Source organism: Arthrobacter cupressi, assembly GCF_900099975.1.
GTDB lineage: Bacteria > Actinomycetota > Actinomycetes > Actinomycetales > Micrococcaceae > Arthrobacter > Arthrobacter cupressi.
Genome location: NZ_FNEI01000003.1, coordinates 15,919 through 41,952, shown reverse-complemented (window position 1 = coordinate 41,952; position 26,034 = coordinate 15,919). Strand labels below are relative to the sequence as shown.

The 26,034-nt window shown below is 67.1% G+C and carries 23 protein-coding genes; 9 read left to right on the top strand and 14 right to left on the bottom strand.

What is annotated here, in order from left to right; translation table 11 throughout:
• Positions 1–144 precede the first annotated feature (144 nt).
• The 3 genes from BLP88_RS18695 to BLP88_RS04455 all read left to right on the top strand — a co-directional run bounded on the left by BLP88_RS18695 (position 145) and on the right by BLP88_RS04455 (position 2,974).
• Positions 145–711: a hypothetical protein gene (locus BLP88_RS18695; RefSeq protein WP_139163305.1), complete on the top strand. Its 567-nt coding sequence runs from the start codon at positions 145–147 to the stop codon at positions 709–711.
• Between the two features lie 142 nt (positions 712–853).
• Complete coding sequence (locus tag BLP88_RS04460; protein WP_074587276.1) at positions 854–1,957, top strand: ATP-dependent nuclease; 1,104 nt, start codon at positions 854–856, stop codon at positions 1,955–1,957.
• A 63-nt stretch (positions 1,958–2,020) separates the two neighbouring features.
• Positions 2,021–2,974 (top strand): D-2-hydroxyacid dehydrogenase family protein, encoded by a 954-nt coding sequence (locus tag BLP88_RS04455; protein ID WP_074587275.1) that lies wholly within the window; start codon positions 2,021–2,023, stop codon positions 2,972–2,974.
• Here the strand turns inward: BLP88_RS04455 and BLP88_RS04450 are convergent.
• Entirely contained in the window at positions 2,971–5,280 is a 2,310-nt protein-coding gene (locus BLP88_RS04450; protein ID WP_074587273.1) for a helix-turn-helix domain-containing protein, read from the bottom strand. The two genes, BLP88_RS04455 and BLP88_RS04450, sit on opposite strands and share 4 nt — an antisense overlap.
• Before the next feature lie 174 nt (positions 5,281–5,454).
• Between BLP88_RS04450 and BLP88_RS04445 the strand changes: the two genes are divergently transcribed.
• Positions 5,455–6,282 (top strand): alpha/beta fold hydrolase, encoded by an 828-nt coding sequence (locus BLP88_RS04445; RefSeq protein ID WP_074587272.1) that lies wholly within the window; start codon positions 5,455–5,457, stop codon positions 6,280–6,282.
• Between the two features lie 104 nt (positions 6,283–6,386).
• Here BLP88_RS04445 and BLP88_RS04440 read toward each other — a convergent pair whose 3' ends face one another.
• Positions 6,387–7,154 carry an SDR family oxidoreductase gene (locus tag BLP88_RS04440; protein ID WP_074587270.1) on the bottom strand — a complete coding sequence of 256 codons (768 nt, stop codon included), beginning with the start codon at positions 7,152–7,154 and terminating at the stop codon, positions 6,387–6,389.
• 101 nt (positions 7,155–7,255) lie between these two features.
• On the opposite strand from BLP88_RS04440, the gene BLP88_RS04435 reads away from it, so the two are divergent.
• The gene (locus BLP88_RS04435; protein WP_074587269.1) at positions 7,256–8,125 is read left to right on the top strand and encodes a helix-turn-helix transcriptional regulator; all 870 of its coding nucleotides are present in this window, start codon (positions 7,256–7,258) and stop codon (positions 8,123–8,125) included.
• Positions 8,126–8,227: 102 nt separating this feature from the next.
• Here the strand turns inward: BLP88_RS04435 and BLP88_RS18690 are convergent, their stop codons facing one another.
• The 8 genes from BLP88_RS18690 to BLP88_RS04390 form a co-directional block, all read right to left on the bottom strand.
• Positions 8,228–8,569, bottom strand: coding sequence for a hypothetical protein (locus BLP88_RS18690; RefSeq protein ID WP_139163304.1), 342 nt, complete (start codon positions 8,567–8,569; stop codon positions 8,228–8,230).
• A 569-nt stretch (positions 8,570–9,138) separates the two neighbouring features.
• A complete protein-coding gene (locus tag BLP88_RS04420) occupies positions 9,139–10,557 on the bottom strand; it encodes an NtaA/DmoA family FMN-dependent monooxygenase (protein WP_074587265.1) in 1,419 nt (472 codons plus the stop codon).
• The gene (locus BLP88_RS04415; protein ID WP_074587264.1) at positions 10,554–11,747 is read right to left on the bottom strand and encodes an LLM class flavin-dependent oxidoreductase; all 1,194 of its coding nucleotides are present in this window, start codon (positions 11,745–11,747) and stop codon (positions 10,554–10,556) included. Before BLP88_RS04415 ends, BLP88_RS04420 begins: the two co-directional genes overlap by 4 nt.
• Positions 11,744–12,610, bottom strand: a complete 867-nt coding sequence (locus BLP88_RS04410) for a DUF1684 domain-containing protein (RefSeq protein ID WP_074587262.1) — start codon at positions 12,608–12,610, stop codon at positions 11,744–11,746. Before BLP88_RS04410 ends, BLP88_RS04415 begins: the two co-directional genes overlap by 4 nt.
• Positions 12,594–13,769 carry an LLM class flavin-dependent oxidoreductase gene (locus BLP88_RS04405; protein WP_074587261.1) on the bottom strand — a complete coding sequence of 392 codons (1,176 nt, stop codon included), beginning with the start codon at positions 13,767–13,769 and terminating at the stop codon, positions 12,594–12,596. Before BLP88_RS04405 ends, BLP88_RS04410 begins: the two co-directional genes overlap by 17 nt.
• On the bottom strand, positions 13,766–14,794 hold the full coding sequence (locus tag BLP88_RS04400) for an ABC transporter substrate-binding protein (protein ID WP_074587260.1): 1,029 nt from the start codon (positions 14,792–14,794) through the stop codon (positions 13,766–13,768). The genes BLP88_RS04405 and BLP88_RS04400 overlap by 4 nt, the downstream gene beginning before the upstream one ends.
• Before the next feature lie 14 nt (positions 14,795–14,808).
• Positions 14,809–15,657, bottom strand: a complete 849-nt coding sequence (locus BLP88_RS04395; RefSeq protein WP_074587258.1) for an amino acid ABC transporter ATP-binding protein — start codon at positions 15,655–15,657, stop codon at positions 14,809–14,811.
• Positions 15,654–16,694, bottom strand: coding sequence for an amino acid ABC transporter permease (locus BLP88_RS04390; protein ID WP_084110794.1), 1,041 nt, complete (start codon positions 16,692–16,694; stop codon positions 15,654–15,656). Before BLP88_RS04390 ends, BLP88_RS04395 begins: the two co-directional genes overlap by 4 nt.
• Before the next feature lie 289 nt (positions 16,695–16,983).
• On the opposite strand from BLP88_RS04390, the gene BLP88_RS04385 reads away from it, so the two are divergent.
• From BLP88_RS04385 to BLP88_RS04375, 3 genes are all read left to right on the top strand, one after another.
• Entirely contained in the window at positions 16,984–18,948 is a 1,965-nt protein-coding gene (locus BLP88_RS04385; protein ID WP_074587256.1) for an FAD/NAD(P)-binding protein, read from the top strand.
• A 70-nt stretch (positions 18,949–19,018) separates the two neighbouring features.
• On the top strand, positions 19,019–19,522 hold the full coding sequence (locus tag BLP88_RS04380) for a GNAT family N-acetyltransferase (protein WP_074587255.1): 504 nt from the start codon (positions 19,019–19,021) through the stop codon (positions 19,520–19,522).
• Between the two features lie 155 nt (positions 19,523–19,677).
• A complete protein-coding gene (locus tag BLP88_RS04375; RefSeq protein ID WP_074587253.1) occupies positions 19,678–20,298 on the top strand; it encodes a dihydrofolate reductase family protein in 621 nt (206 codons plus the stop codon).
• Here the strand turns inward: BLP88_RS04375 and BLP88_RS18900 are convergent.
• From BLP88_RS18900 to BLP88_RS04355, 4 genes are all read right to left on the bottom strand, one after another.
• On the bottom strand, positions 20,295–20,465 hold the full coding sequence (locus tag BLP88_RS18900; protein WP_175453487.1) for a hypothetical protein: 171 nt from the start codon (positions 20,463–20,465) through the stop codon (positions 20,295–20,297). The two genes, BLP88_RS04375 and BLP88_RS18900, sit on opposite strands and share 4 nt — an antisense overlap.
• Before the next feature lie 74 nt (positions 20,466–20,539).
• Positions 20,540–21,118 carry a DinB family protein gene (locus tag BLP88_RS04365; protein ID WP_074587251.1) on the bottom strand — a complete coding sequence of 193 codons (579 nt, stop codon included), beginning with the start codon at positions 21,116–21,118 and terminating at the stop codon, positions 20,540–20,542.
• A 49-nt stretch (positions 21,119–21,167) separates the two neighbouring features.
• Positions 21,168–22,574, bottom strand: coding sequence for an aspartate aminotransferase family protein (locus BLP88_RS04360; RefSeq protein WP_074587249.1), 1,407 nt, complete (start codon positions 22,572–22,574; stop codon positions 21,168–21,170).
• Positions 22,575–22,660: 86 nt separating this feature from the next.
• A complete protein-coding gene (locus BLP88_RS04355; protein ID WP_074587665.1) occupies positions 22,661–24,151 on the bottom strand; it encodes a CoA-acylating methylmalonate-semialdehyde dehydrogenase in 1,491 nt (496 codons plus the stop codon).
• A gap of 136 nt (positions 24,152–24,287) precedes the next feature.
• Here BLP88_RS04355 and BLP88_RS19215 point away from each other — a divergent pair, with 136 nt between their 5' ends.
• Positions 24,288–25,994: a PucR family transcriptional regulator gene (locus tag BLP88_RS19215; RefSeq protein WP_074587664.1), complete on the top strand. Its 1,707-nt coding sequence runs from the start codon at positions 24,288–24,290 to the stop codon at positions 25,992–25,994.
• The last annotated feature ends 40 nt before the right edge of the window (positions 25,995–26,034 follow it).

The window sequence follows — 26,034 nt, the reverse complement described above, 5'->3', positions numbered from 1 at the left end:
GGACCATGAGGTGTTATCGGGCCATCACCCACCATCTTCACCCAACGCCATCGCCGCCCATATTCTGCCAAGATAGATCTGCAGTTGCTCCGAATGGAGGATGGTGACCTGTGGTGATCGCGGGCATAGGACTTAGGGGACGCCTTGACTCAAGATTGGACTGAACGCTTCGCAGCAGCTTTTCCGGAGTACTCACAACTACTGAATGGCAAGGCGGAAGAGTTCGACTTTGCAATTGATCGAATAGATCTGATTGGCGGCCAATCAATTCCATTTCAACGGGCCGGTGTGACCGCGATCGTTGGGGCCAACAACGCCGGCAAGTCGACGGTTCTCCGGGAAGTCTCGGAGAAACTAGCGCACGTCCGCGGATTCGCCGAGCAACCACGGGTAGCGGTGGATTCGCTCGAGCTGTACTGTCGCGGCAGCAAAGCAGATGTCATCTCCTGGCTTGGCCAAAACGCGAGCTTCGTGGTTCAAGGCACAAACGCTGGATTTCAGCGGGCACAGATCGGGATACAGCGCCCAAATGTACTGACTAACAGCTGGCAGACCCCCCTCACCGAGCTCGGCGCTCTCGCAAGTTCGGTCGTCTTCTACGGCAACGCCCAAGGAAGATTCAATATATGGTTCAGCCGAAATGCGCGATTCAGTTGTGGATCCACCACAGCACCCCATCCACTATCTACAGGATTCAAAGCCGCTCCTTGACAAAGTGAGCGCTATTTCGAGGGATGTATTTGGGCCCCGATTGACTCTCGACGCTCTAGGTCGCACCCTTCGTCTACGCGTCGGAGAGGTTGGCATAGAAGCTCCTCGCATAGACGATATCCCGGCTGAATACCGTGAACGAATGGCTGACCTGCGTCCACTCGATGACCAAGGCGATGGCATGCGAAGCTTGATGGGCCAATTGCTTCCAATTGTTACAGCCGCGTACAAGGTCGTCATTATCGATGAACCCGAGGCCTTTTTGCACCCGCCGCAGGCTCATGCTCTCGGCGCGGAATTGGGGCGCTTAGCGGTCAAGACAGGTCTTCAGATACTTGTGGCGACCCACGACCGAAGCTTTTTGACCGGTCTCCTCGACTCCGAGGTGGACGTTTCAGTGGTCAGGTTAACCCGAGGCGAGGGATCGGCCAAAGCAAGCCGGCTCGACTCAGACCAGTTGAAGGCGCTTTGGAATGACCCCGTTTTGAAGTACACGAATGTCTTGGATGGACTATTCCACCGCCTCGTGGTTGTTGCGGAAGCGGAAGGTGACTGCGCATATCTCGCGGCTGCCATCGACTGCGGCGGGTGGGAGGAAGATCCCCTGCCGAGGAACGAGATTTTGTTTGTTCCGACCGGCGGAAAAGACGGCATGGCCAAAGTTTCTGCTGCACTCAGCGCCGTCGACGTTCCTGTTGTGGCAGCCCCTGACCTTGACATGCTTTCCGATCAGAAAAAGCTTCAAACCCTTGTGACTTCTGTAGGCGGGACTTGGACTGAGGAGATGATGAAGCTTTGGAAATCAGCGACGGCCGATCTAAATGCACCACGGGAGCCGGCCAAAGTCGGGCATGTGCTAGATGCAATTGTTTCAGCTCTTGAGGGCAAGCGAAATTCACAGTTCTCGAGTGAAGAGCGCGAACTCGTACTCGCTCAGCTACGAACTCAAGGATCACCTTGGGCATCGGTCAAAGAGCATGGCATGTCTGCGTTCAAGGGCGCTGCCCGTAAGGCTGCCGGCACTCTTGTTTCCCGGCTCGATGGGGCAGGCGTGGTCTTGGTTCAAGAAGGGGAGCTCGAGCGCCTCGCTCCTGAAGTTGGAGTGCGCAAGGGACCTGGCTGGTTACAGGCAGCGCTGTCAGACGGGCAGCAATGCAACCAAGTGACCCAGCAACATATAGAGCGCATCCTGAGTGCCGGAACCTCAAAGCTTGGTCACAAGATTGCCACCCCAGATGAGGATTGAGGGACTCGCCCCACCAACCCACATATGGTGGACTCAAGAACGCCCCTCCCCCAAAGGACCACCATGCGCCAGCGCCTCGCAATCCTCGATGACTACCAGGGTGTCGCCTACGACTACGCCCCCTGGGACCAACTCGCCGCCGACGGCATCGACGTCACCGTCTTCAGCGAGCCCTTCGAAGACGAAGAGGACCTGGTCCAGGCCCTCCGGGACGTCAGCATCGTCGTCGCAATGCGCGAACGCACGGCCTTCCCGGCTTCCACCCTCCACCAGCTGCCCAAACTGAAACTGCTGGTCACCACGGGAATGGCCAATCCGTCCATCGACATCGACGCCGCCAAGGAACAGGGCATCACCGTCTGCGGCACCGGCGGCTCCGCGACGGCCGCACCGGAAATGACCTGGGCCCTGCTGCTCGCCGCCGCGCGGAACCTCCAGTTCGAAGGCAACGCCATGCGCGCCGGCCGCCTCCAGAGCACGGTCGGTTTCGAACTCGCCGGCAAGACCCTCGGCATCCTTGGCCTGGGCAAGATCGGCACCAAAGTGGCCGGCTACGCGCAGGCCTTCGGCATGGACGTCATCGTCTGGAGCCCCAACCTGCGCGAGGAAACCGCGGCTGCGGCCGGCGGCCGCAAGGTGAGCAAGGACGCCCTCTTCCGGGAGGCCGACGTCGTAAGCGTCCACGTGCGGCTCTCCGACCGCTCGCGCGGGGTGGTCGGAGAGGAGGAACTCCGGCTGCTCGGGCCGGACGGGATCCTGGTGAACACGGCCCGCGGGCCGCTCGTGGACGGGGACGCCCTCCTCCGCGGACTGAACGAAGGATGGCTGGGCGGCGCCGCCCTGGACGTGTACGACGTCGAGCCCCTCCCCGCGGACCACCCGCTCCTGGACGCGCCGCGCACCGTGCTCACCCCGCACCTCGGGTACGTCACCGCCGAAAGCTACACGCGCTATTACGGCGAGGCGTTCGAGGACGTCCGCGCTTGGGCGCAGGGCAAGCCGGTGCGCGTGCTCTAGGAAACCCCTGGCGCCACCGCGCCGGAAGCCGCATCGGACCGTGCACCAGGCGAAACCGATGCAAGCGCCTCACGCACTTCACCAAGCCACGCCTCGGAGCGTGTGCCGGTTCCCAGCGCGAGCGCATCCACAAAGTCAGCCCGCGCCGCTTCGTCCCGGCCGAGGGCTCGGGCGGCAAAGCCACGGTGCCGGTGCGCCGCCGCCTGGCCGCTGGGGAATTCGCCGGGCGTGCCCGCGCCAAGGGCATCGGTTGCGGCGGCCATGGCTTCCTCGTACCGGCCGAAGCCAAGAAGGGTCAAGGCGATGACGGCGTGTGCGTTGGTCTCGGTCACCACCCTGATGTTCCGCGGAAGCCGGTCGCCGGACTCCCGTAGAAAGTCCAGCAGCTCGCGGTATTCTCCGATGGAGGCCTCCGGATCGCGCCGGCCGCGGATGTCGGTCCTGATGGAACGCGCCTGCAGCTGCCCTTCCACGTCGCCCGCCGCGGCGAAATCAGTTACCGCTGCATCTGCCAGTTGGGCGGCCACATCCAGCTCGCCGAGCTGCAACGTGCTCCACGCGAGATAGAAACCCGCCCAGCCACTCTGCCGGGCATCCCCCGCCTCCCGCGCAGCAGCAAGGGCCGCCTCCGCCGTCGTGCGCGCAGCTGCCGGATCAAAAGATTCGACCAGCTGCGCCCACGCGAGGTACCCGAGATGCCGCGCCTGCTGCGAGGGGTCCGCGATGGCGGCCGCGGCCGCAGCAGAGGCTGCGTACAGCTCGTGCCAGCGGCCCCACGCAAGCCACAAGTCCGAAAACCAGTGCAACGAGTCCGCTACTGCGAGCACCCGGGCATGATCTGCGCGCGCCGCCGCGGCCCGGTAGGCGGCAAACCAGTGCTCGGCCTCGCCGATCAGCCAGCGGCGCGCCGCTTCATCGGAGGCGAAGGCATCTTTCGGCGAAGGGACAGCGGGCAACGCGTCCGACGACGGTCCGGGCCGACGCGGCTCGAAGCGGGACCCAGCCGCGATGGTGGTTTCGAGCAGCCATTCGCGGAGGTTCCGGCGGTGTTCGGCGATCGCCTCTGCCGTCTCCTCTGAGCGAAGCCGCGAGGCGGCATAAAGCCTCAGGAGATCATGCAGACGGTGGTGGTCGCCATGCAGCGCTTCCACCAGGCCCAGGCCCACCAGCCCGTCCAGCTGGTCCTGTGCGCCCCCCTCCCCCAGCCCGACGACGGCGCCCGCCACCCGCGCACCAAACGAGCTGCCGTCCAGCAGCGAGAGCCGGCGGAACAGGGTTTGACCGGCTTCGTCCAGCTGCCCGTAGGACAAGGCAAACGCGGATTCGACGGCGAGGTCTCCGGCAACCAGGGCGCCCAGGCGGCGCTCTTCGGTGCTTAGCCGCTGCACCAAGTCCTGCACGGTCCAGCGGGGCCGGCTGGCCAGGCGGTTTCCCGCGATGCGGAGTGCGAGCGGGATGTCATTGCAATAGTGGGCCAGTTCTTCGAGCTCGCCCGTGCCCCGTTGGGAGGGCGGCACGATCCTCTCCAGCAGCGCCACGCTTTCGGAGCGGGAGAGGTGTCCGATGGTGAGCCGGCGTGCGCCCTCCAGTCCGGCCAGTTCGCGGCGCGAGGTGACCACTACCGCACCCTGCCACCCGGGCGAGAGCACCGGCCGGATCTGTGCCTCATTCGCGGCGTCGTCAAGCAGCACAGCGGCGGGAGTAGCGGCAATCGCGGACCGCCAGGCGGTGGCCGCCTCGCCCAGCGTGCGAGGCACATCTGCCTCCCCCGTGAGCTGCCGCAGCAGCGACTGCAGCACCTGCAGCGGAGATAAGGGAACGACGTCGAGCCCTCCCAGGTCGACAAAAAGCCGCCTCGGCTTGGCGGGCGCGCAGCGGTGCAGGGCTTCGATGGCGATCGACGTCTTGCCTACGCCCGGCGCACCGCAGAGCACCACCGGCGCGGCAGTGCTTCGGACGGCCCCGCCGGCAACCAGATGGGCGACGACGGCGGCAATCTCGGCGTCCCGGCCCGTAAAGTCGGCGAGCCGGTGCGGTTCCGGATCCACGGGCGGCCCGTCCTGCGATGCCGGCCGCCGCCCGGCCCGGGCGGACGCGAGCAGCTGCTCGCGCGCCGTTCCCTGCAAACCGAGCGCATCGGCAAGGGCCAGCATGGTGCGGTGTTGCGGGCCACGGCTCACCCCGCGCTCTATGTCGCTGATGGTGCGGTCGCTCACTCCTGATCGCTCGGAGAGGGCCTCCAGCGTCAAGTCTCCGGCGCGGCGGTGCCTGCGCAGCAGCGCGCCAAGGTGCCCGGCAGGACTCATGCGCGCACTGGACGCAGGGTCACGCAGGAACGCAGCCGCAGTTCTGCGTGGTTCCTTCGTGGTGCGGGCGGGGAAAGCTCAGGTCGAATGGAAAGCGTCACCACCATCCGAGGGTCCCAGCGCCGTGCCTCTCAGGCAAATCGCCACCAAACCCTCCCACTGAAAGAGAGAATCATGCCTTTCATCACCACCACGGACGGCACCCGGATCTACTACACGGAGCAGGGGCCGGCCATGGGCCGCCCGGTGATCCTCAGCCACGGCTGGCCGCTCAGCTCGGACGCCTGGCAGGTAGAGCTGAAGCTGCTGGCCGATCACGGCTACCGAGCAATCGCCCACGACCGCCGCGGACACGGCCGCTCCTCGCAGCCGTGGACGGGCAACGACATGGACACTTACGCACGGGATCTCGCCGAATTGGTGGAACAGCTGGGCCTGCAGGATCTGGTGGTGATCGGTCACTCCACCGGCGGTGGCGAAGTGGTCCGCTACGCCGCGCAGCACGGCGCAGGCCGGGTGGCGAAGGTCATCACCGTAGGGGCAGTGCCTCCCGTCATGGTGCAGTCCGAGTCGAACCCGGAAGGTACTCCCATCGAGGCCTTCGACGGCATCCGGGAAAGCGTGCTGAAGGACCGCTCGCAGTTCTACCAGGACCTCACCGTGCCGTTCTTCGGCGCGAACCGTGAGGGTTCCGCCGTCTCCCAAGGGGCGCGGGACGATTTCTGGCGTCAGGGCATGCTCACCGGCCTTCACGCGGCGTACGAATGCGTTGCTGCCTTCTCCGAAACGGACTTCACCAACGACCTGCAGGCACTTGATGTGCCCATCATGATTGCGCACGGCGACGACGACCAGATTGTGCCGATCAAAGCCGCCGCCCTCAAGAGCGCCGAGCTTGTGCGTCACGGCGAACTGAAGGTGTATGAGGGTGCACCGCACGGCATTTACGGCGACTTCCAGAAGCAGCTGGGCGAAGACATCCTGGACTTCATCAAGAAGTAACCGCAGGAGTTTGAGGGCTCACTTGTGGCGGCATGTCGCAAAACAATCCACCACAGGTGAGCCCTCAGGCTGCACCGGCACATCGATGCGGGCGGTCCCGTCGTTTATGCCCCGGCATGGGGGTCGAGCCGATTGAGTGTCGCCACGACGTGGTCATAGTCGCCTCGGGCTTCGCCGTAGCGCAGGAACTTGACGTTTTCGACCTGGATCTCGGTGGCGTGCGGCTGTTCGGCGAGGATCATCATGACCTCGTCGACGAACTCGTCCAGCGGCATCGCGAAAGAGCTGTTCTCTTGGCCTGGGAGCAGTCCAGTGCGGACGGCCGGGGGCTGGAGTTCGATCACCCGCACGGTCGTGTCTGCCAGCTGCAACCTGATGGATTCGCTGAGCATATGAACCGCCGCCTTGCTCGCGTTGTAGGTCGGTGTCACCCCCAGCGGGGCGAACGCCAGGCCGGAGGAAACGGTCATGATCGTCGCGTCCGGTTGAGCGCGCAGGTGTTCGATGAACGCGCCGATAAGCCGGATGGGGCCAAGGAGGTTCGTGGTGACCACTTCCTCCGCGGTCCCGAGAAACCCTGCAGGGCTGGTCCAGTCCTCAACGCGCATGATGCCCGCCATTGTTACCAGGACGTTGAGATCGGGGTGGCGGGCGATGACGTCCTGTGCCGCGGATGCGATGCTTGCGGCATCCGCCGTGTCAATCTGGACGGTATCCAAGCCGGGATGGAGTTTGGAGATCTCGTCGAGCAGCTCGGCGCGTCGCCCGCCAACAATCACCGTATTGCCTGCATCGTGCAGGCGTATTGCGAGGGCAAGTCCAATGCCGCTGGTCGCTCCGGGAATGAAGATGGTGTTTTCGCTAGTTCGCATATCTCAAGTCTTCGGCTTGGATCCTGCGGTTTCCAGAGAGCGCTTATCGGGGGATTGCCAGTCCCATGGTTCCCTCGGAAGGCGCATGGAACCATGGAGATGTGGATCGCCAAGCCCTTTCCGATTTCCTGCGCCGCCGGCGCGACACCTTGCGTCCAAGCGGCGTCGGCCTGCCGGCGGGTCCGCGGCGCAGGGCGGCCGGCTTGCGCCGGGAGGAAGTCGCGCAGCTCGCGCTGATGTCGACCGACTACTACACCCGCCTGGAACAGCAGCGCGGACCGCAGCCAAGCACCCAGATGCTCGCGTCGTTGAGCCGTGCGCTGCGACTTAGCGCAGACGAGCGCGACTACCTCTACAGGGTCGCCGGGCATGCCGTTCCGGATCGGCTCAGCCCGTCCGAGCACGTCACACCTGCCCTGCACCGGGTGTTCGACCGCCTCGCTGACACACCGGCGCTCGTGATATCGAACCTCGGCCAGACGCTCCTGCAAAACCCGATGGCTTGCGCGCTGCTCGGTGATCACTCCGCCGCGACCGGGTGGGAACGCTACGAAAGCTACCGCTGGTTCGCCCACCCCGAGGCCGAACGCATGCGCTACCCGGAGCACGACCGGCCGCGGCAAAGCCGGGCCCTGGTCGCCGGCCTGCGGGCGGCCCATGGAACGATGGGGGCCCGCTCGCGCGCAGCCGAGCTCGTGGGCGAAATCGCCAAGCGAAGCGAAGAGTTTCGGGACCTATGGGAGCGGCACGAAGTAGCCCAACGCTTCAGCGATCACAAGGTGCTCATCCATCGCGAAGTCGGGCCCATTGAACTCGACTGCCAGGTGCTGTTCACCGACGACCAATCACAGGCCCTGCTCGTGCTCACCGCCGAGCCCAGGAGCGGCGCGGAGGGAAAGCTGAAGCTGCTCGCGGTACTCGGCACCCAACGGTTCGACACCGCACGAACGCGACACATCGAGCGGGGGTAGAACGTTCATTTCCGCCGGTTAAGGCCACTTTGTGGGGCCTCAGGACATCGCCCGCTTTCAGTCCAGGAGCTGCGATGAAGGTGACCGCTGTAAAAGCTTCGCTCAATCGAGGACGGCGTAGTCCTCGATTTCAACGAGGACATCGGGTTCGAAAAGCAATGGCATTATCGAGCCCGGTTGTCCTTCCCTTCCGTCGGTTACACCGACTTCACGTTCCACTATCGTGGTGCGAGTGACATCCAGGCCAATGCGGTCGGTGGATGGCAGGTGCGAACCTATCAGTCCGGAACCTTTGAGCAGTGCCCATGGAACCTGGGCTGCACGAGCACGTACCGCCCCTGGATCGAGTTCTACCTGTACGGCAACAGTACCCAGCAGATTTACAAGGGTGTCTAATGGCGTTGTAGGGATCGTAGGAAAGAAAGAGGAAATGATCATGCGCAAGTCAGCTGTATTATTTGCCGTTGCGGGGACGTTATTCCTTGCTCTCATCCTGCCCTTCATGCTGGGTCCGTTTGCCCCAAATGGCACGGAGACCCTGGCACTCATTGCGCTTCTCTGGGTGGCTTCTTGGTTCCTGAGCAGGCGCCAGATTAAGCGCTCAGGTTCGGTGCGGCAAGGATAGAGGTTTCCCACCGTTGCGGCTGGTTCCGGTTCCCTTGGCGGGAACCGGAACCAGTTCCCTTCGTCCTGCGGCTGCTCGCGGATTACTTTCGCGCTTGTTGTTTGTGCGATCTGCGAGTTGGGTTGGAAGCGGCGAGTGTGGCTCGCTGTGGGCATTACGCAGACAGCTTCGTTTCACTGGTTCTCTTTTGCCGGCAATCCGCATCATCCTGAGAAAGTGCCTCATTTGGCCGGAGCCCAGCACATTGTTCAACGCAATAAGTCCTAAAGCCACTGCTCCCACACAGTCAGCTGAAGCCTCACCGTCTCCTCGCTCCAGAGCGAATCGCCGACGTCGGACTCCTCCCCGGGAGCCCGACGCGCCGCAGCGCCACTCACCAAAGCCCCGCTCACCTGACGCTCCCAACAGGAACCAGCTCGGGCGAGCGCTCCGGCGTCGCGAGCCCCAGGTTCTCCCGCAGCGTCGAGCCAGCGTACTCCGTGGGGTACACGCCGCGTTCCTGCAGTTCGGGGACGAGGTGGTTCACGATGTCGTCCAGGCCGCTCGGGATGATCCACGGCGAGATGTTGAAGCCGTCCACGGCCCCCACCCGGGCGTATTCGGCCAGGGTGTCCGCCACCGAGCTGTAGGAGCCGGTGAAGGTGGAATCGATGCGGGCTGTCCGGGAGCTCACGAACTGCCGGATGGACCAGCCGTGCTCCGCGGCCTCGGCCCGCCACTGCTCGGCAAGCTCCCGTGCTTTGGCGCCGTGGAAGCCGCTGCCGCGGGTCTCCGAGGTGGTTTCCACCGCGGGATCGATGTCCGGCAGCGGGCCGTCCGGATCGAACGAGGACAGCTCGCGGCCCCAGAACTGCTCCAGGTACGCGATGGCCTGCTGCGGGCCGATCTGCAGGCTCCGCACCCACTCCTTCTTCTCCTGAGCCTCCTGGTCGGTGGCTGCCAGGATGAACTCGCTGGCGGGGAAGATCTGCACGTCGTTGGCGCCGCGGCCGGCCGCAACGGTCCGGGCCACAATGTCCTCTCGGAACGCTACGGCGGCCTCGAACTTCGGGTGCGCCGAGAAGATGACGTCCGCCTGGCGTGCTGCGAAGTCGCGGCCATCCGGGGAGTCGCCGGCCTGGAACAGCACCGGCCGGTACTGGGCGCTGCGCGGCAGGCGCGGGGTCACGTCCACGGTGTAGTGCTGGCCTTCGTGGCGGACTGTACGGACATGTCCGGGCGCGGCCCAGGAATCCGCCGCCGTCGAGGCCGCCACCGCGTCGCTTTCCCACGAATCCCAGATCCGCTTGGCAGTCTGCACGAAGGCCTCGGCGTGCACGTACCGGTCCGAGTGGTCCAGGTAGCCGCCGCGGCGGAAGTTGGCGCCCGTCCAGGCGTTGTCCGTGGTGACCACGTTCCACGCCGCGCGCCCTCCGGACAGCAGGTCAAGGGAGGCCAGCCTATGGGCCAGGTCCGCGGGGTCGTTGTAGGTGGTGTTCTGGGTGGCCACCAAACCGATGTTCCGCGTCACCGAGGCGAGCGCGGCGAGCATGGTCTGGGCGTCCGGACGGCCCGCCACATCAAGGGCGTGCGGCCGGCCCAAGTGCTCGCGCAGGCGCAGGCCCTCGCCTAGGAAGAAAGCGGCGAACAGGCCGCGCTCGGCGGTCTGGGCGATCCTGCGGAAGGACTCGAAATCCGTCTGCGACCCGGCCTCCGGGGTCTTCCAGATAGTGCCGGAGTTGACGCCCTGGAAGAACACGCCGAACTGGATCTTGCCCGACGGCCGGAATGTAGCACGGCCGTGCTGAATCGAATTCTCCTGGCTCATGCCGGTTCCCCAATCGTGGTGTTAAGAAGCGCGGTGGCGTAGCGGTTTTCCGGCCGTTCCAGGCCGAGCAGCTCGCGGAAGGTGCCGCCGGACGCGGCAGGCCGCAAGATTCCGCGGCTGCGCAGCTCCGGAAGCACCAGCTGCGCCAGTTCCTCCAACTCCACGTCCAGCACGGCAGGGTGGATGCGGACGCCGTCGACGGCGGCGAGCAGCTCCGCGAGGAAGTCCGCCAGTTCCGCGGCGGTCCCGACGAAGCGGGCCCGCGGGCTCTCCCACGCGGTGAAGGCCTCCAGCTCGGCGAGCCGCGCGGCGGCGAACTGCCCGCGGGAGTCCAGGACGACGTCGAGCTCGGCAATCACAGCCGGCCCAACCTCAAAAGGAGCCCGCCCAGCCGGGCCGCCCCCAACAGCGGCCAGGTTGGCACGCACCTCGGCGGCTTCCGCGGCGAGGAGTTCCGGCGTCGGGGCCGAAACCAGCACGGCATCCACGGCGGATGGCAGCAGCGGGCCGTCCACGGACACCAGCTGCGCCGGCGCCAGCACGGGCAGCTGCCCCTGCAGCGGTCGCGGAATGATGGAGGGCCCCTTCACGGAGTACGCCTCCCCCGGGAAACCTGCCGGCGTCTCGAAGTCGGCGTAGTGCAGTTTGTCGACGTCCAGGTAGCGGCCGGTGGGGACGTCGCGGATCACGGCGCCGTCCTCCCAGGAATCCCAGAGCCTGCGGCCCACCTCCACGGACGCGGCCGCCTCGTGCGCCAGGGCGTCCTCGGCAGCGACGGAGCGCCCGACGGCGGCGGCCTCCCGGGCGTCGCCGCTCGCCTTGACGAGCCAGCCGCCGCGGCCGCCGGACACGTAGTCGAGGCTGGCAAGCTGCGTGGCGGCGTGGAAGGGCTCGGTGTAGACGGTGTCCACCTCCGGGACCAGCGCGATGGACCCGGTGACGGGCCCGGCGAAGGCCGCGCGCTGCAGGGCATTCAGGCGGCCCGCGACGTCGGCGCCCTCGGCAACATGCCCGTCCGCGAACGTCGCGGCGTGGAAACCGGCGGATTCGGCGGCCAGGACGGTGCTGCGGATCCGCTCACCGTTCAACAGGGCATCCGGGGTGTGCCGGGCCTTGCGCCAGGCGGCGGGGTGGGCGCCGTCGCCGTCGAGCTCCAGCGCGAGGAAGCCGGCATTGGAAGAGTGGGTCACGGGGTCTGCCTTTCGTAAGGGATCTTTTCGCCGGCTTCGATGGCCACGGTGAGGCGGTTTTCGGCCGGCGGCAGCGGGCAGGTGGCCAGGTCGGTGTAGGCGCAGGGCAGGTTCACGGCCCGGTTGAAGTCGAGCAGCACGGAGCCGTCCTCCGCCGGAACCACCGAGAGTGAACGATTGGCCGCGTAGGTGGTTTTGCCCGAGGTGGCGTCGGTGAACAGCACGGAGAGCGAGCCCGGGGCGTGGCCGTTGAACGCGGTCAGCGTCAGTTCCTGGCCGTCGAGGCTGAAGCGGATCTCGCCCGGAGCTTCGTAGACGTGCTGGATGCCTTCGACGGCGGCACCCACCGTGGTGCTGCGCGGCTCGGCGAACGGGACGTAGCGGCCCTCGACGGCGAACGCGGCGTCCGGCTCGTAGGCCGGGGTGCCGCGGTATTCGTTGAGCAGCGGGTTGCGCGGGTCCCGCGGGCGGACGATGTACTCGCCGCCGCGCTTGGCCAGTTCGACAACCGTTTCCAGCCCGACGGCGGTGCTGCCCGCCTGCAGGTTGATCCCGGCGCGTTCAGCGATAGGGCCGAAGCTGAGGCTGGTTCCGCTGTCGGTGGCGTTCAGTTCCCGGCCGTCCCGGCGCAGGCTTTCGCCCGCCTCCAGGACCACGGTGACGACGTCGTTGGTCACGCTCCAGGTGCCCGGCACCCCGTCGAGGCGCTGCGGTGTGCCGTCCAGCCAGTGCAGGTGCGAGACGGCGAGGAAGCCGTGCGGATCGGCGCGGTGCCGTTCGTGGGCGGCGTGCCATTCGGCCCATTCGGCGGCGAAGGCAGGGCTGGTTTTCGGGGCGGAAAGAATGTCAGTGGGTGAGGGCATGGTTGCTCCTATGGATGGCATGGTCACGTTCGACGGCGGCTGCGGCGTCGGGTTCAGCGGCGTCGGGTTCCCCGGCTCCGGTAAAGGCCGGGCGCCGCCCGTAGGGGTCGGCGGCTTCCCATAGCGTGGTCGGCGCCGCGGCGCGCACGGCCGGGATGACTTCGAGGGCGAAGCGCTCCAGGATCTCCAGCTGCTGTTCGAACGGCAGCGTGGTGGGCAGTGAGATCGACTGCAGGTCGTGGCCGTAGAGCCCGTGGTAGCTGAGGATCTTGTCGACCGCCTGCTCCGGGCTGCCCACCAGGGCGGGGCCTTCGGCCACGGCGTGGTCGATGTCCCGGAACGGCGAGTTGTTGCCGGGGACATTCCGGCCTGCGGTCAGGGCCTCGTAGACCGGGCCAAACTGCCGCTTGGCTTCCTGGGTGGTGTCCGCGATGAACACCCCGCCCGCGCCGCTGCCGGAGCCGAGGTACTGGTGCCTGGGGTCATGCCCGTGGCGTTCGTACTCTTCGCGGTAGTGGTCGATCAGGATCTTGTAGTTCTCCCGCGGTTGGATGGCGTTGGCGGTGAACAGGGGATCACCCCATTCAGCAGCCAGCGCCGCAGAGGTCAGCGTTGTGGCAGACCCGTGCCAAATCCGGGGCGAACCCGCGAAGGGCCGCGGCGTGGTGGTCGTTTCCTCCGTCAGGGCGGGCCGGAAACGCCCGGACCACGTGACGTTTTCTTCGCGCCACAGCCGGCGCAGCAGCCCGTACTTCTCAGCCAGGAGGTCCCACTGATCGTCCAAAGTGAGCCCGAAGAGCGGGTACTGCAGCACCTCGTTGCCCTTGCCGATCACCAGTTCCAGCCGGCCGCGGCTGAGCTGGTCGATCGTGGCGTAATCCTCCGCCACGCGCACCGGGTCCAGCACGGAGAGCACAGTGACGCCGCTCTGCAGCCGGATGCGGCTGGTGACGGCCGCGATCGCGGCGAGCACCGTCGTCGGGGATGAGGAAATGAACTCCCCCGCATGCCGCTCCCCCACCGAGAAGCTGTCGTAGCCCAGTTCCTCTGCCCGGCGGGCGGTCCCCACCACCTGGTTGAGCCGCTCCGCCGTCGAGACGATCCGCCCGGTGAGCGGATTCCGCAGGTGCGGGATGATGTCCAGGACCTGGAACTTCACTTGGAACCTGCCTGGGCAGCGGCCTTCGTGGCCGCGAAGTTCGCCTCGGTGATGGTCTTGGACTCCGGCAGGGCTTCCTCGGACAGGCCCCAGCGCTCCAACACCTTGGCGTAGGAGCCGTCCTTGATGGCCGAGTTCAGGGCGTCGGTGATGGCCGGGGCCAGGCCGTTGCCCTTCAGGGTGGTGGCGGCAACGAGGGTTTCGGACGGCCAGCCGGCGTTGACCTTGCCCACCACCTTGAGGTCGTCCCGGGTGTTTTCCCGGTACGTGGTGGACGGGTACGGGCCGATGTTCAGGTCCGTACGGCCGGAGGACAGGGCCAGGATGGTGTCGGCCTCGGAGGAGTAGTACTGCAGCGTGGCCGGCGCCTTGCCCTTCGCCTCAAGCTCCTTGTTCCAGGCCAGGAGGATCTTCTCCTGGTTGGTGCCCGAGCCCACGGAGACCTTCAGGCCGGAGATGTCGTCCGCGCCCTTGATGTTGTAGTTCGAGGACTTCTTGGCCTCGAAGCCCATGAAGGCCGCCCGGTAGCTGGAGAAGTCGAAGAGCTTCACGCGGTCCTTGTTGATGCCCACGTTGGAGAACACGGCCTCGACGTCGCCGGACTGGGTCTTCAGCGGCCAGTTCTCCCAGGAGGTGACCTGCAGGTCCAGCTCGAGTCCCAGTTTGTCGGCCACCAGTTGGGCGATGTCCGTTTCGACGCCGATGGGGGTCTTATCGTCCGTGGCGTGGAAGGACAGTGGGATGGACCCTGCCGTGGTGGCGACTGTCAGCTTGCCGTCCTTGCCGATCGCGGCGGGAAGCTTGCCGGCGGCCGCCGCGTCCTTCTCCACGCGGATCCGGTTCTGTTCCGGCGCGGTGTTGTAGACGACGCCGTTGCGGGCCGCCGTCGTCCCGGCGCCGGAGCCGCTGTTGGCGGACGCCCCCGGATCGGAGCAGCCGGCCAGGACCGGGACGACGACGGCGGGCAGCACGGCAAGTGCCAGGAGTTTGGTTTTGCTGCGGGTACTGGAAGTGGTGCGAAGCATGGCGTGGCGGGTCCTCAGATGTTGAAAGCCGGTTCGATGACTTTGGAGAAGAAGCTGCGGGTGCGGGGTTCGCGCGGGTTGGTGAAGATGTTCTGCGGGCCGCCTTGTTCGATGATCTGGCCCTCGTCCATGAAGACCACGGTGTCCGCGACGTCCCGGGCGAAGCCCATCTCGTGCGTGACGATGATCAGGGTGGTGCCGGAGGTCGCGAGCTCGCGGATCACGTCCAGGACCTCGTTGACCAGCTCCGGGTCCAGGGCCGAAGTGGGCTCGTCGAACAGCAGGATCTTCGGGTTCAGGGCGAGCGCCCGGGCGATGGCCACGCGCTGCTGCTGGCCGCCGGAGAGCTGGCGCGGGTAGGCGCTCGCGCGGTCCTTCAGGCCCACGCGGTCCAGGAGTTCCAGCGCCCGCTTCCGGGCCTCCTCCTTGGGCCGGCCCTGCGCCACGATCGGCGCCTCGATGACGTTCTCCAGCGCCGTCAGGTGCGGGAACAGGTTGAAGTTCTGGAACACCATGCCGATGTCCGTGCGCTGCTTGAGGATGTCCTTCTCGCGCAGCTCGTGCAGCTTGTTGTGGCGCAGCCGGTAGCCCACCAGCTCGCCGTCGATGGTGATGTAGCCGCCGTCCACCTTTTCCAGGTGGTTGATGGTGCGCAACAGGGTGGACTTTCCGGAACCGGACGGACCCACGATCACAGCCACGCCGCCGGGCGGCACGGTCAGGGAGACGCCCTTGAGGACTTCGGTCGCACCGAAAGTCTTACGGACATCGGTGATTTCCACGTGCCCGCGGGTCGCGGCGGGCGAGCTGGCAGCGGGAGCCGCGGGCGCCGCCGTCGGGCTTTCAGTAACAGCGGTGCTCATCGGAGGGTCTTCCTGTCAGCAGGGGCGTGGGTGGCGAAGAAGCGGCGGACCTTCTGCAGCGGCGTGAGCGGCAGGTTCCGGACGGCTCCCTTGGAGTAGTGGCGCTCGATGTAGTACTGGAAGACGCTCAGCACCGAGGTGATGACTACGTACCAGAGGGTGGCCACGAGCAGCAGCGGCAGCACCTGCTGGGTGCGGTTGTAGATGACCTGCACCGTGTAGAACAGCTCCGAGTAGGCCAGGACGTAGACGATCGAGGTGCCCTTGACCAGGCCGATGATCTCGTTGAAGGCCGTGGGCAGGATGGCGCGCATGGCCTGCGGCAGCACGATCCGGGTGGAGCGCCGCCAGGCCGGGATGCCCAGCGCGGCCGCGGCTTCGAGCTGGCCCTGGTCCACGGAGAGGATGCCGCCGCGGATGATCTCGGCCGAGTAGGCGGCCTGATTCAGGGTCAGGCCCAGCACGGCGGCGGCGAACTGGCTGATGAGCGTGGTGGTCTGGACCTCGAAGAAGCGGACGTCCGTGAACGGGATGCCGAGGCTGACCTTCTCGTACAGGTAGCCGAGGTTGTACCAAAGCAGCAGCTGGACCAGCAGCGGGGTGGAGCGGAAAATCCAGGAGAACGTCCAGGACACCCCCACCAGCAGCGGCGACGCGGAGAGCCGCATGAGCGCCAGCACGAAGCCGAGGATGAAGCCGAGCGCCCCGGAGATGGCCGTGAGCTTGAGGGTTTCGATGAGCCCGTTCACCACCGACTGCGCGGTGAACCACTGCGCCACAACGCCCCATTCCCAGCGCGGGTTCGTGGCCAGGGACCACAGCACGGCGGCGACGCCGAGTGCCACCAGCACGGTGCCCACCCAGCGGCCGGGGTGCTTGGCCGGGACCAGCTTGTAGCCGGAGTAGTCGACGGCGGGTGCTTCTGTTCCGGTGCCCGTTTCGGTGCTCTCTGGGGTGCTGTCCGCGGCGCCGGTGGACGCCGGCCTGCCTGCGGTTGACGGTGCGGACTGCGCCACCGTGGTTGCTGCAGAACTCATGCGCCACCTCGCTTCGGGATTGGTTGTTGGCTATCGGATGGCTGCCAATCTAGGGGCGCCCCGGAAAGCGCTGCAAGGCGGCTTTTTGCACTTCTTCACGGTGCTTCTTGGCGCTTCACGGCCTGTCACAGAACGCCATCTGCCTCCGGTTCATTGCGCCTTTTGACGTCGTTTTGACGCGCCGTGACGCGGGGTGACCGGCCGTGACCAGCCCCTCGACCGGGGCCGAGGAAGGTCCCTAGGCTCAGGTTCCATCCGGCCCTTTCGCCAGTCTTCTTCAGGAGTTCACATGCCCGCAGATATCCCCGCGGTCGTCTTCATCGGCGGCGGTCCGCGCACTGCCGGCGTGCTCGAAAGGCTGGCCGCCAACCGGCCCGGGCTGTTCGACGGTCCGTTGGCCATCCACGTGGTGGAGCCGCACAAGCCCGGTTCCGGGAGGATCTGGCGCTATGACCAGACCCCGGGACTGCTGTTGAACTCCATGGCCGGGGACATCACGATGTTCACGGACGGCTCGGTGGTCTGCGAGGGCCCGGCTGCGGACGGTCCCGGTTTGAGCGGCTGGGCCGCCGGGGTGCTGGACGGTTCCATCCGGGACGTGCCGGCGTTCGAGCCACACATCGTGGAGCAGTTGCACGCGCTCACGCCCGCCAGCTTCCCCACCCGGCAACTGCAGAGCAAGTACCTGGAGTGGTTCTTCCGCCGGGCCGTCGCCGCTTTGGTCTCGCCGGCCGACGGTAGCGCCGCCACGGTGACCGTCCACCAGGACACAGCCACCGCCGTCGAGCCCGTTTCTGTTGGCGGATCTCCCGACGGCGGCGTGCGGCACCGTGTGCGGCTCGCCTCCGGAGCGGTGCTGGAGGCGGACCTGGTGGTCTATTCGCTCGGGCACACCGACACCCGGCCGGATGCCGAGACCGCCCGCCTCTCGGATTTCGCCGCCCGGCACGGCGGCTTCCATGCGGCGCCGTCCTACACCACCGACGTCGACTACTCGCCGATCGGCCCTGGCCAGGACGTGATCGTCGCCGGGATGGGGCTGGCGTTCGTGGACCTGTTGGTGCTGCTGTTCGAGGGCCGCGGCGGCCGCTTCGAGGAACAGCCCGTCGGCGGGCTGCGGTACGTGCCTTCGGGCGCCGAGCCGCGGGTCTGGGCGGGGTCGCGGCGCGGGGTGCCGTTCCATTCCAAGATCTCCTCGACCTTCCGTGGCGAGCCCACCGGTGCGCCGCGCTACTTCACGGCCGACGCCGTCGGCACCCTTCTGGCCGCGCACGACGAACTGGATTTCCGGGCGCACCTTTGGCCGCTGATCGCCAAGGACGCCGGGCACGCCTACTACCGTGAGCTCTTCGCCTACCCGGAGCGCGTGAACGGCAGCTGGGCCGAGTTCGAGGAAAGCTTCGACGCGCTTGACTGGTACAGCCACGCCCGCGAAGAACTGGTGGCCCGCACGGTTCCGGACCCCGCGCTCCGGCTGGATCTCGAGGCGCTGGACCAGCCGTTCAGCGGCTGCGCCTTCGCTGATAGCGAGGCCGTGCAGCAGGCCGTGGTGAAGTACATCCGGCGCGACTTGGCGCTGCGGACCAGCCCGGACCATTCCGAAACCCTGGCCCTGTTCATGGCACTGCTCAAGGTGTATATGGACCTGGGCCGGCTCGTTCCGCAGGAGCGCCTGAACTCCCGCTCGCAGCAGGCGGTGCATGGCTGGTGGCACGGATTCTTCAGCTTCGTGGACTCGGGCCCGCCGCCGCACCGGCTGCGGGAAATCCTGGCGCTGCACGACGCCGGCCTGCTGCAGTTCCTGGGCCCCGGAATGTGGGTACGGCCGGACGAGGCCTCCGGGCGCTTTGTGGCGGGGTCCTTCCAGTCTCCGGTGCTGGTGGAGGCCGCTGCGTACATTGAAGCGCGACTGCCCGCCCCGTCCGTGGAGCGTTCGGCCAACCCGGCACTTGTGGACTTGCACGACGCCGGCCGGGGCACCGAACAGCGGCTGCTCACCGCAGACGGCCCGCACTCGACCGGCAAGCTGCTGGTGTCCGGTTCGTTCGAGGTGCTGACGCCCTCGGGCAGTCCGCAGCCGGGGCTGTTCGCCGTCGGGCCGTGGACCTCGGGCTGGGGTGCCGGGGCCTTTGCCCGGCCGAACACGAACGCCGCGCCATTCCGGGAGAATGATGCCTTGGCGCGGACCATCCTCGGGCGCCTCGGCGCCCTCGCAGCCCTGCCCCTGTCCCCCGCCCAACTAGCTCGCAGTTAATGTCGTTTTGACGGCTCAAAACGACAACTACTGCCAGTCAGTTGGGCTGGCCACGCACGAAAGGAAAGCCATGACCGCAACGCCAACCCGGCCGACGTCGGGCGTGAAGGTCCTCAGCCTGCCCATGCACGATCCCCGGGTCAAGCCGCTCCTGGACGAGCTCGCCGTCGAGTACTCCACCCGCTACGGGAACCTATTCGGCAACGTCCAGGACGAGCTGCGGCGCTATCCTGCGGAGGAGTTCGCCGCGCCGCACGGAGCCCTGCTGATCCTGCAGGAGAACGGCGAATCGGTGGCCGGCGGGGCGTTCCGCCGCTACGACTCCCACACGGCGGAGCTCAAGCGGATCTGGACGCATTCGTCGCACCGCCGTCGCGGGCTGGCCAGACTGGTCCTCGCCGAACTGGAGGCCGAGGCCGTCCGCCGCGGCTACCGCCGGATCTACCTGACCACCGGGCCGCGGCAGCCCGAGGCCAAGAACCTCTACCTCGCCACGGGTTACGTCCCGCAGTTCGACCTCGACGCCGACCCCGAGGAGATCAAGCACCTCGCGTTCGTGAAGAAGCTGGGTTAGCTGCGTTGAGTGCTCACTTGTGGCGGGTTTTTCCGCGGAAAGCCCGCCACAACTGAGCACTCAATTCGGGAGGCCCTGTTGTCTCGGCACTGCTTGTGTGCCAGCCTCGAAATGATCCCGCCGGGTCCGACGACGGGCGACTGAAGGGGCATGGCATGGGACTGATCCACATCGACTTGTTCACTTCGCTCGACGGCGTCGCGCAGGCGCCCGGCGGGCCGGAAGAGGACACGGACGACAGCTTCGCGTTCGGCGGCTGGCAGGCTCCGCTGATCGACGACGTCGTCGGCGGGCAGATCGCCGAGGGTATGGAAGGAATGGACGCACTGCTGCTTGGGCGCCGGACCTATGACATCTTCGCCTCGTACTGGCCGCATCAAAGCGGCTTCATCGCGGAGCTGTTCAACCGCATCCCCAAGTATGTCGCCTCGCGCCTGGACCCGGACCTCGAATGGGCCGGCTCCACACTGCTCGGTCCCGATGTCGTAACCGCCATCAGGGAACTGCGCGGGCGGCACGAGAACGTCCACGTGATCGGCAGCCTGGACCTCGTGCAGACCCTGTTCTCGGAGAAGCTCTTCGACCGGCTGAATCTCTGGGTGTATCCGATCCTGCTCGGCCGCGGGAAGAAGGTCTTTGCCGACGGCGTGGTTCCGAGCAACCTACGGCTCATCGAGCCGGTGATCGCCTCGCCGAAGGGTGCGGTGATGCAGCGCTACGAGCTGCTCGAGGGGACGCCCCGCACCGGGGACATGACGGAGGTTGTAGAGGGCTAAGGAGCCCCAATTCCGAAGCGGCGAAGGATGCCGACTCCGGGGCTGGCTGTTGCAAGTTTTCCTTGGCTCTCGCGGCGGAACTGGCCGTTGTGGATGCCTTGCACGACGACGAACAAAATGAAGGCGGCGACCATGATCACAGACCAGGGCGGATCGGTCATGGCCACAACGCCCATTGTCACGCCGAAAATGGCTGACAGGGGCAACCAGTAGCTCCGCGCGGTCAGGTCAAACTGCCCTCTCACTTCCCCGCATCATCCCGCGCCGCGGCTTCGATCCGCGCACGGTGCAGCGCCCATTCCTCGGGGCTGCGCCCGGTCAGGTTGATGTCGCCCGGCTTGCCCGCCGATCCGTCGATGAGTTCCCGGAGGATATCGGCATGCCCCAGGTGCTGCGAGGTTTCGGAAAGCATGTGGACGAGGATCCTGTGCAGGGTCACGTTCCGCCTCTCTTCCGGCCACCACGGCACCACGCCGGGCGCGTCGAGGGGGAGCTCATCGATGGTGGCGTCGCTGTGGGCGGCGGAGAAATGGTGCAGTTCGATCACGCTCTCCGGGGTTTCCCCCGCCGCAACCCAGAGGTCGGAGTCCGGCTCGGCGTCGTCGGCCAGCCAGGGAAGTTCGCGGCCGCTGGGCCGGCCGAACACCTTGCCGAAGTAGTCCAGTTGCACACTGGCCACATGCTTCACCAGCCCGAGCAGGTTGGTTCCGGTGGGCGTCATCGGCCTCCGGAGGTCGTAGCCGTTCAGACCGTCCAGCTTGGCCAGCAGTTCGGTCCGCCGGATGCTCAGGTAGTGGTGCAGTGTCGCTTTCTCATCCATGGCGGCACCATACAACCGCCCATCTACTGCCGCTATACCCCGTCCGCTTTCACCGCATAGGCGTCCCGGCCATCCCGGCCACGGCAGCATCAGCGACGTCCAGCGCCCGGTCGATCACGGCGAGCGCCTCGCGGAGCAGCTCGTCCGGGATGTTCAGCGCCGGGACCACGTGGATGCGGTTGAAGTTGGCGAAGGGCAGCACACCGCCGGCCTTGATCTCGGCGATGACGGCGTTCATCTCGGGGCTGGAGCCGCCGTAGGCCGCCAGTGGTTCCCGGGTTTCCCGGTCCCGGACCAGTTCGATCGCCCAGAACGCGCCGGAGCCGCGGACATCGCCCACGCTGGGGTGCTTCTCCCTGAAGGCCTCCAGCGCCGGCCGGATGATCTCCTCACCGAGTCGGCGGGCGTTCTCCACCATCCGTTCGTCGCGCATCGTTTCGATGGTGGCCACGGCGGCGGCGCAGGCGAGCGGGTGGCCGGAGTAGGTCAGGCCGCCCGGGTACACGCGCTGGCGGAAAGTGTCGAAGATGTCGTCGGAGATGACCACGCCGCCGAGCGGAACGTAGCCGGAGTTGACCCCCTTTGCGAAGGTCACGAGGTCCGGAGTCACACCCCAGCGGTCGAAGGCGAACCATTCGCCCGTGCGGCCGAAACCTGCCATCACTTCGTCGGCGATGAACATGATGCCATGCTTCCGAGTCAGTTCGCGGACACCCTCCAGGTACCCGGCCGGCGGGGCGTAGATCCCCGCGGTGCCCGGCACGGACTCCAGGATCACGGCGGCCACATTCGCGGCACCCTCCAGGACAATCATGTCCTCCAAGTGCTTGAGCGCCCGCGCGGTCTCCTCGGCTTCCGTGGTGGAACCGAAGTAGGAGCGGTAGAGGTAGGCGGGCAGGAAGTGGACCACGCCGGCGTCGCCCGTATCGTTCGGGACGCGCCGCGGGTCGCCGGTGACGTTGATCGCCAGGTCGGTGCCGCCGTGGTAGCTGCGATAGGCGGAGAACACCTTGCGGCGCCCGGTGTGCAGCCGGGCCATGCGGATGGCGTGCTCGTTGGCGTCCGCGCCGCCGTTGGTGAAGAACACGTGGTTCAGGCCCTCCGGCGCCAGTTCGGTGATGAGCCGGGCGGCTTCGGAGCGGGCGTCGTTGACGTGCTGCGGCGCCACGGTGCAGAGCTTGCCCGCCTGCGCGTGGATCGCGGCGACCACGCGCGGGTGCTGGTGCCCGATGTTGGTGTTGACCAGCTGGCTGGACAGGTCGATGAACTTCCGGCCCTCACCGTCCCAGACCTCTGAGCCGGCGGCCTTGAGGATGGTCATGGGATTGAGGGTGTCCTGCGCGGACCAGGAGTGGAACACGTGCGCGCGGTCCAGCTCGTGGGCGCGGCGGCCGGCGGCGATTTCTTCGGCAGTGGGCGGGATGGCCTCCACGCCGGGGAGCGTCTCGATGGTCATGGGGTGACCCCTTTTTTCTGTGTGGTGAAGCGGGAGGAGGACGACGACGGCGGGATGCGCCGCCGTCGTCCGCTAACCCAGGTGAGTCAGGAGTTGGTGGGGAAGCCGAGGTTCAGGCCGCCGTGGCTGGGATCCAGCCAGCGGGAGGTGACCACCTTGCCGCGGGTGAAGAAGTGCCCGCCTTCGCTGCCGTAGGCGTGGGTGTCCCCGAAAAGGGAGTTCTTCCAGCCGCCGAAGGAGTAGTAGGCCATGGGCACGGGAATGGGCACGTTGATGCCGATCATGCCCACGGTGACCTCGTTCTCGAAGCGGCGGGCCGCGCCGCCGTCATTGGTGAAAATGGCCGTGCCGTTGCCGTAGAGGTTCGAGTTGATCAGCTTCATACCGTCGTCGAAGCTGTCCACGCGGACCACCGAGAGGACCGGTCCGAAGATCTCGTCCTGGTAGATGCTCATCTCCGGGGTGACGTTGTCAAAGAGGGTGGGGTTGAGGAAGAAGCCTTCGCCCTCGGCGTCCGGGCTGGGGTTGCGGCCGTCGATCACCACGGTGGCGCCGGAGTCGATGCCGGCGTCGATGTACCCGGCCACCTTGTCGCGGTGGGCGGCGGTGATGAGCGGACCCATGTCGCAGCCGCGGGTGCCGTCGCCGATGCGGAGGGTGCGGGTGCGCTCGGCGATCTTCGCCACGAGCTCGTCCGCGATCGAGTCGACGGCAACCAGGGCCGAGATGGCCATGCAGCGTTCGCCCGCGGCACCGAAGCCGGCGTTGACGGCGGCGTCGGCTGCCAGGTCCAGGTCCGCATCCGGCAGCACGAGCATGTGGTTCTTGGCGCCGCCCAGGGCCTGGACGCGCTTGCCGGCGGCGGTGCCGCGGTCGTAGACGTACTTGGCGATGGGGGTGGATCCCACGAAGGAGACGCTCGAAACCTCCGGGGAGTCCAGGATAGTGTCCACGGATTCCTTGTCGCCGTGCACCACGTTGAAGACGCCGTCCGGCAGCCCGGCTTCCCTCCACAGGGCGGCCAGCCAGTTGGCGGCGGTGGGGTCCTTCTCGCTGGGCTTGAGGACGATCGTGTTGCCGGCGGCGAGCGCCACGGGGAAGAACCACATGGGCACCATGGCCGGGAAATTGAACGGGGAGATGATGGCGGCGACGCCGAGCGGCTGGCGGACCGAGTGCACGTCCACCTTGGTGGAGGCGTTCTCGGTGTAGCCGCCCTTAATCAGGTGCGGGATCCCGCAGGCGAACTCCACCACTTCCTGGCCGCGCGCGATCTCGCCCAGGGCGTCGTCCAGGACCTTGCCGTGTTCGGCGGTGATGATGGCGGCGAGTTCACCCTTGCGGGCGTTCAGGAGCTCGCGGAAGGCGAAGAGGATCTGGACGCGGCGGGCGAGCGAGGTGTCGCGCCAGGCCGGGAAGGCGGCCGCTGCGGCAGCGATGCCTTCCTCCGTGGTGGCCTTGCTCGCGAGCGCAACGCGGGCGCTCACCTTTCCGGTGGCCGGGTTGGTCACGTCACCGAAACGGGCGCCGTCGCCCGCGGTGGTGGTGCCGTTGATCCAGTGTTCGATGGTCTGCAAAGAAGTGGTCTGCAAATGAGTGGTCTGCATGGGGGTCCTTTCACGAAGTGTGCTGCCTCCATGGTCTGGTCTGGCAAACCCCGCGCGCACCTGACACGTTGTGTCGAATCCTGCAGTCCGGCATTACACTGTGTCCATGCTCTCGCCCACAGCCCAGCGTCCTCTGACCGTCCGGGACACCCTTGCGTTGCCGCCGCTGGCGGCCGGCGGCCCGGAAGTCCTGGCCGGTGACGCCGAGCTCGACAGTCCGGTCCGGTGGGTGCACATCGCCGAAGAGGCGGACACCAGCTCGCTGCTGGAGGGCGGCGAACTGGTGCTCACCACCGGCCTCGCCTTCCGCCACTCGGCTGAGCTCACCGCCGCCTTCGTGGCGCGCTTCCACGCGGCGGGCGCGGCCGCCGTCGTCGTCGAACTGGTGGACGACGACGGCGCTCCGGACAGTGCGGCGATCGACGTTCTCCGCGCGGCGGCGCAGTCCGCGGCAGCGCCGCTGGTCCTGCTCACCCGCCGGACCCGCTTCGTCCAGGTCACCGAAGCCGCCCACCGGGCCCTGATGGACCGGCAGGTGGTCCGCCTGGAGCGGGCCCGTCAGGTCCACGAAGTCTTCACCGCCCTTGGCCTGAAGAATGCCGGGGAAGGCGAAATCGTCCGGACCACGGCGGAGCTCCTGGGCAGCCCTGTGGTGTTCGAGGACCCGGCGCACCTGGTGCTGAGCTACGCCGCGCAGCAAGAGAATCCCACCCGGCTGCTGGAGGGCTGGGCGGAGCGTTCGCGTTTTGTCGGCTACCTCAACCAGACAGGATTCGCCGCCGGCGGCGAGCGCTGGCTCCAGACCCCCGTGGGGTTGAAGGGGCAGAGGTGGGGGCGGCTTGTGGCCCCAGCGGTGGCACCGCCCGCACCGGACGACACCACGGACAACGAGCCCGCCGGTTGGGACCTGGCGGACGCCCTCCAGGTCCTCGAGCGCGCCGGCCAGGCGCTCACCATGGCGCGCATGGCCGGCCGGGATCGCCGCGAGCTGCTGTTCCAGGCGCGGGCCGGCCTGGTGCAGGACCTGCGCCAGGCCTCGCCACCCAGCGAAAAGGAAGCCCTGGCCCGGGCGGGAGCGCTCGGCCTGTCCTCCGCGGCCGCCTACATTCCGGTGGTCGCGCGGCACGACGGCGGGGCGGATCCGGCCGACGCCACCGCGGTGCAGCTCCGCGAACGGGCGCTACTGGACGCCCTGCAGGACTGGTCGCGGCAGGAGCGGCAATCCCTTTTGGCCGCGAGCCTCCGCGCCGGCTCCGTGGCCATCCTGCTGCCCCTGGATGCCTTGGAGCTTGAGGATTCCACGCTCCACCGGCTGACTGCGGGCGTCCGGACCCCCGGGGCCCCGACCTCCGGGGCGCGGACCTCCGGGGTTGTCTGGACTTTCGGGGTGGGCAAGGCGGACCGTTCCCTGCTCCGGGCGGCCCGCGGCCTGGACGACGCCGACCAGGTAGCCGAGACCGCCGCCACCCTGGGTTCGCGGAACCGCCCGTTCTACCGCTTCGGGGATGTCCGGCTCCGGGGGCTTTTGTCGCTCCTGGGCGACGACTCCCGGTTGAGGTCGTTCGCGCAGTCGGAGCTGGGGCCGCTCTTGGAACCGCTCGACACGGAAGTCCTGGCCCTGCTGTCCGCCTACCTCGACCACGGCGGCAACATGTCCGCGTTGGCGAAGGCTCAAAACATCAGCAGGCAGGCGCTCTACGCGCGCATCCGCAAGCTCGAAGACCGCCTCGGGGTTTCCCTGGACGAGGCCGAGTCCCGGACCTCACTGTCCGTCGCGCTCCTCTGGCATCGCCTGCACCGCGTCCGGGACTAGCTGTACTAGCCCGGTGCACGGCATTCAGGAGCGAGCCGGA

Coding starts and splice junctions, on each gene's coding strand:
- BLP88_RS04460 (WP_074587276.1), top strand. CDS start 854: ATGGCTGACCTGCGTCCACTCGATGACCAAGGCGATGGCATGCGAAGC.
- BLP88_RS04455 (WP_074587275.1), top strand. CDS start 2,021: ATGCGCCAGCGCCTCGCAATCCTCGATGACTACCAGGGTGTCGCCTAC.
- BLP88_RS04450 (WP_074587273.1), bottom strand. CDS start 5,280: ATGAGTCCTGCCGGGCACCTTGGCGCGCTGCTGCGCAGGCACCGCCGC.
- BLP88_RS04445 (WP_074587272.1), top strand. CDS start 5,455: ATGCCTTTCATCACCACCACGGACGGCACCCGGATCTACTACACGGAG.
- BLP88_RS04440 (WP_074587270.1), bottom strand. CDS start 7,154: ATGCGAACTAGCGAAAACACCATCTTCATTCCCGGAGCGACCAGCGGC.
- BLP88_RS04420 (WP_074587265.1), bottom strand. CDS start 10,557: ATGAGCCAGGAGAATTCGATTCAGCACGGCCGTGCTACATTCCGGCCG.
- BLP88_RS04410 (WP_074587262.1), bottom strand. CDS start 12,610: ATGCCCTCACCCACTGACATTCTTTCCGCCCCGAAAACCAGCCCTGCC.
- BLP88_RS04400 (WP_074587260.1), bottom strand. CDS start 14,794: ATGCTTCGCACCACTTCCAGTACCCGCAGCAAAACCAAACTCCTGGCA.
- BLP88_RS04395 (WP_074587258.1), bottom strand. CDS start 15,657: ATGAGCACCGCTGTTACTGAAAGCCCGACGGCGGCGCCCGCGGCTCCC.
- BLP88_RS04390 (WP_084110794.1), bottom strand. CDS start 16,694: ATGAGTTCTGCAGCAACCACGGTGGCGCAGTCCGCACCGTCAACCGCA.
- BLP88_RS04385 (WP_074587256.1), top strand. CDS start 16,984: ATGCCCGCAGATATCCCCGCGGTCGTCTTCATCGGCGGCGGTCCGCGC.
- BLP88_RS04380 (WP_074587255.1), top strand. CDS start 19,019: ATGACCGCAACGCCAACCCGGCCGACGTCGGGCGTGAAGGTCCTCAGC.
- BLP88_RS04375 (WP_074587253.1), top strand. CDS start 19,678: ATGGGACTGATCCACATCGACTTGTTCACTTCGCTCGACGGCGTCGCG.
- BLP88_RS04365 (WP_074587251.1), bottom strand. CDS start 21,118: ATGGATGAGAAAGCGACACTGCACCACTACCTGAGCATCCGGCGGACC.
- BLP88_RS04360 (WP_074587249.1), bottom strand. CDS start 22,574: ATGACCATCGAGACGCTCCCCGGCGTGGAGGCCATCCCGCCCACTGCC.
- BLP88_RS19215 (WP_074587664.1), top strand. CDS start 24,288: ATGCTCTCGCCCACAGCCCAGCGTCCTCTGACCGTCCGGGACACCCTT.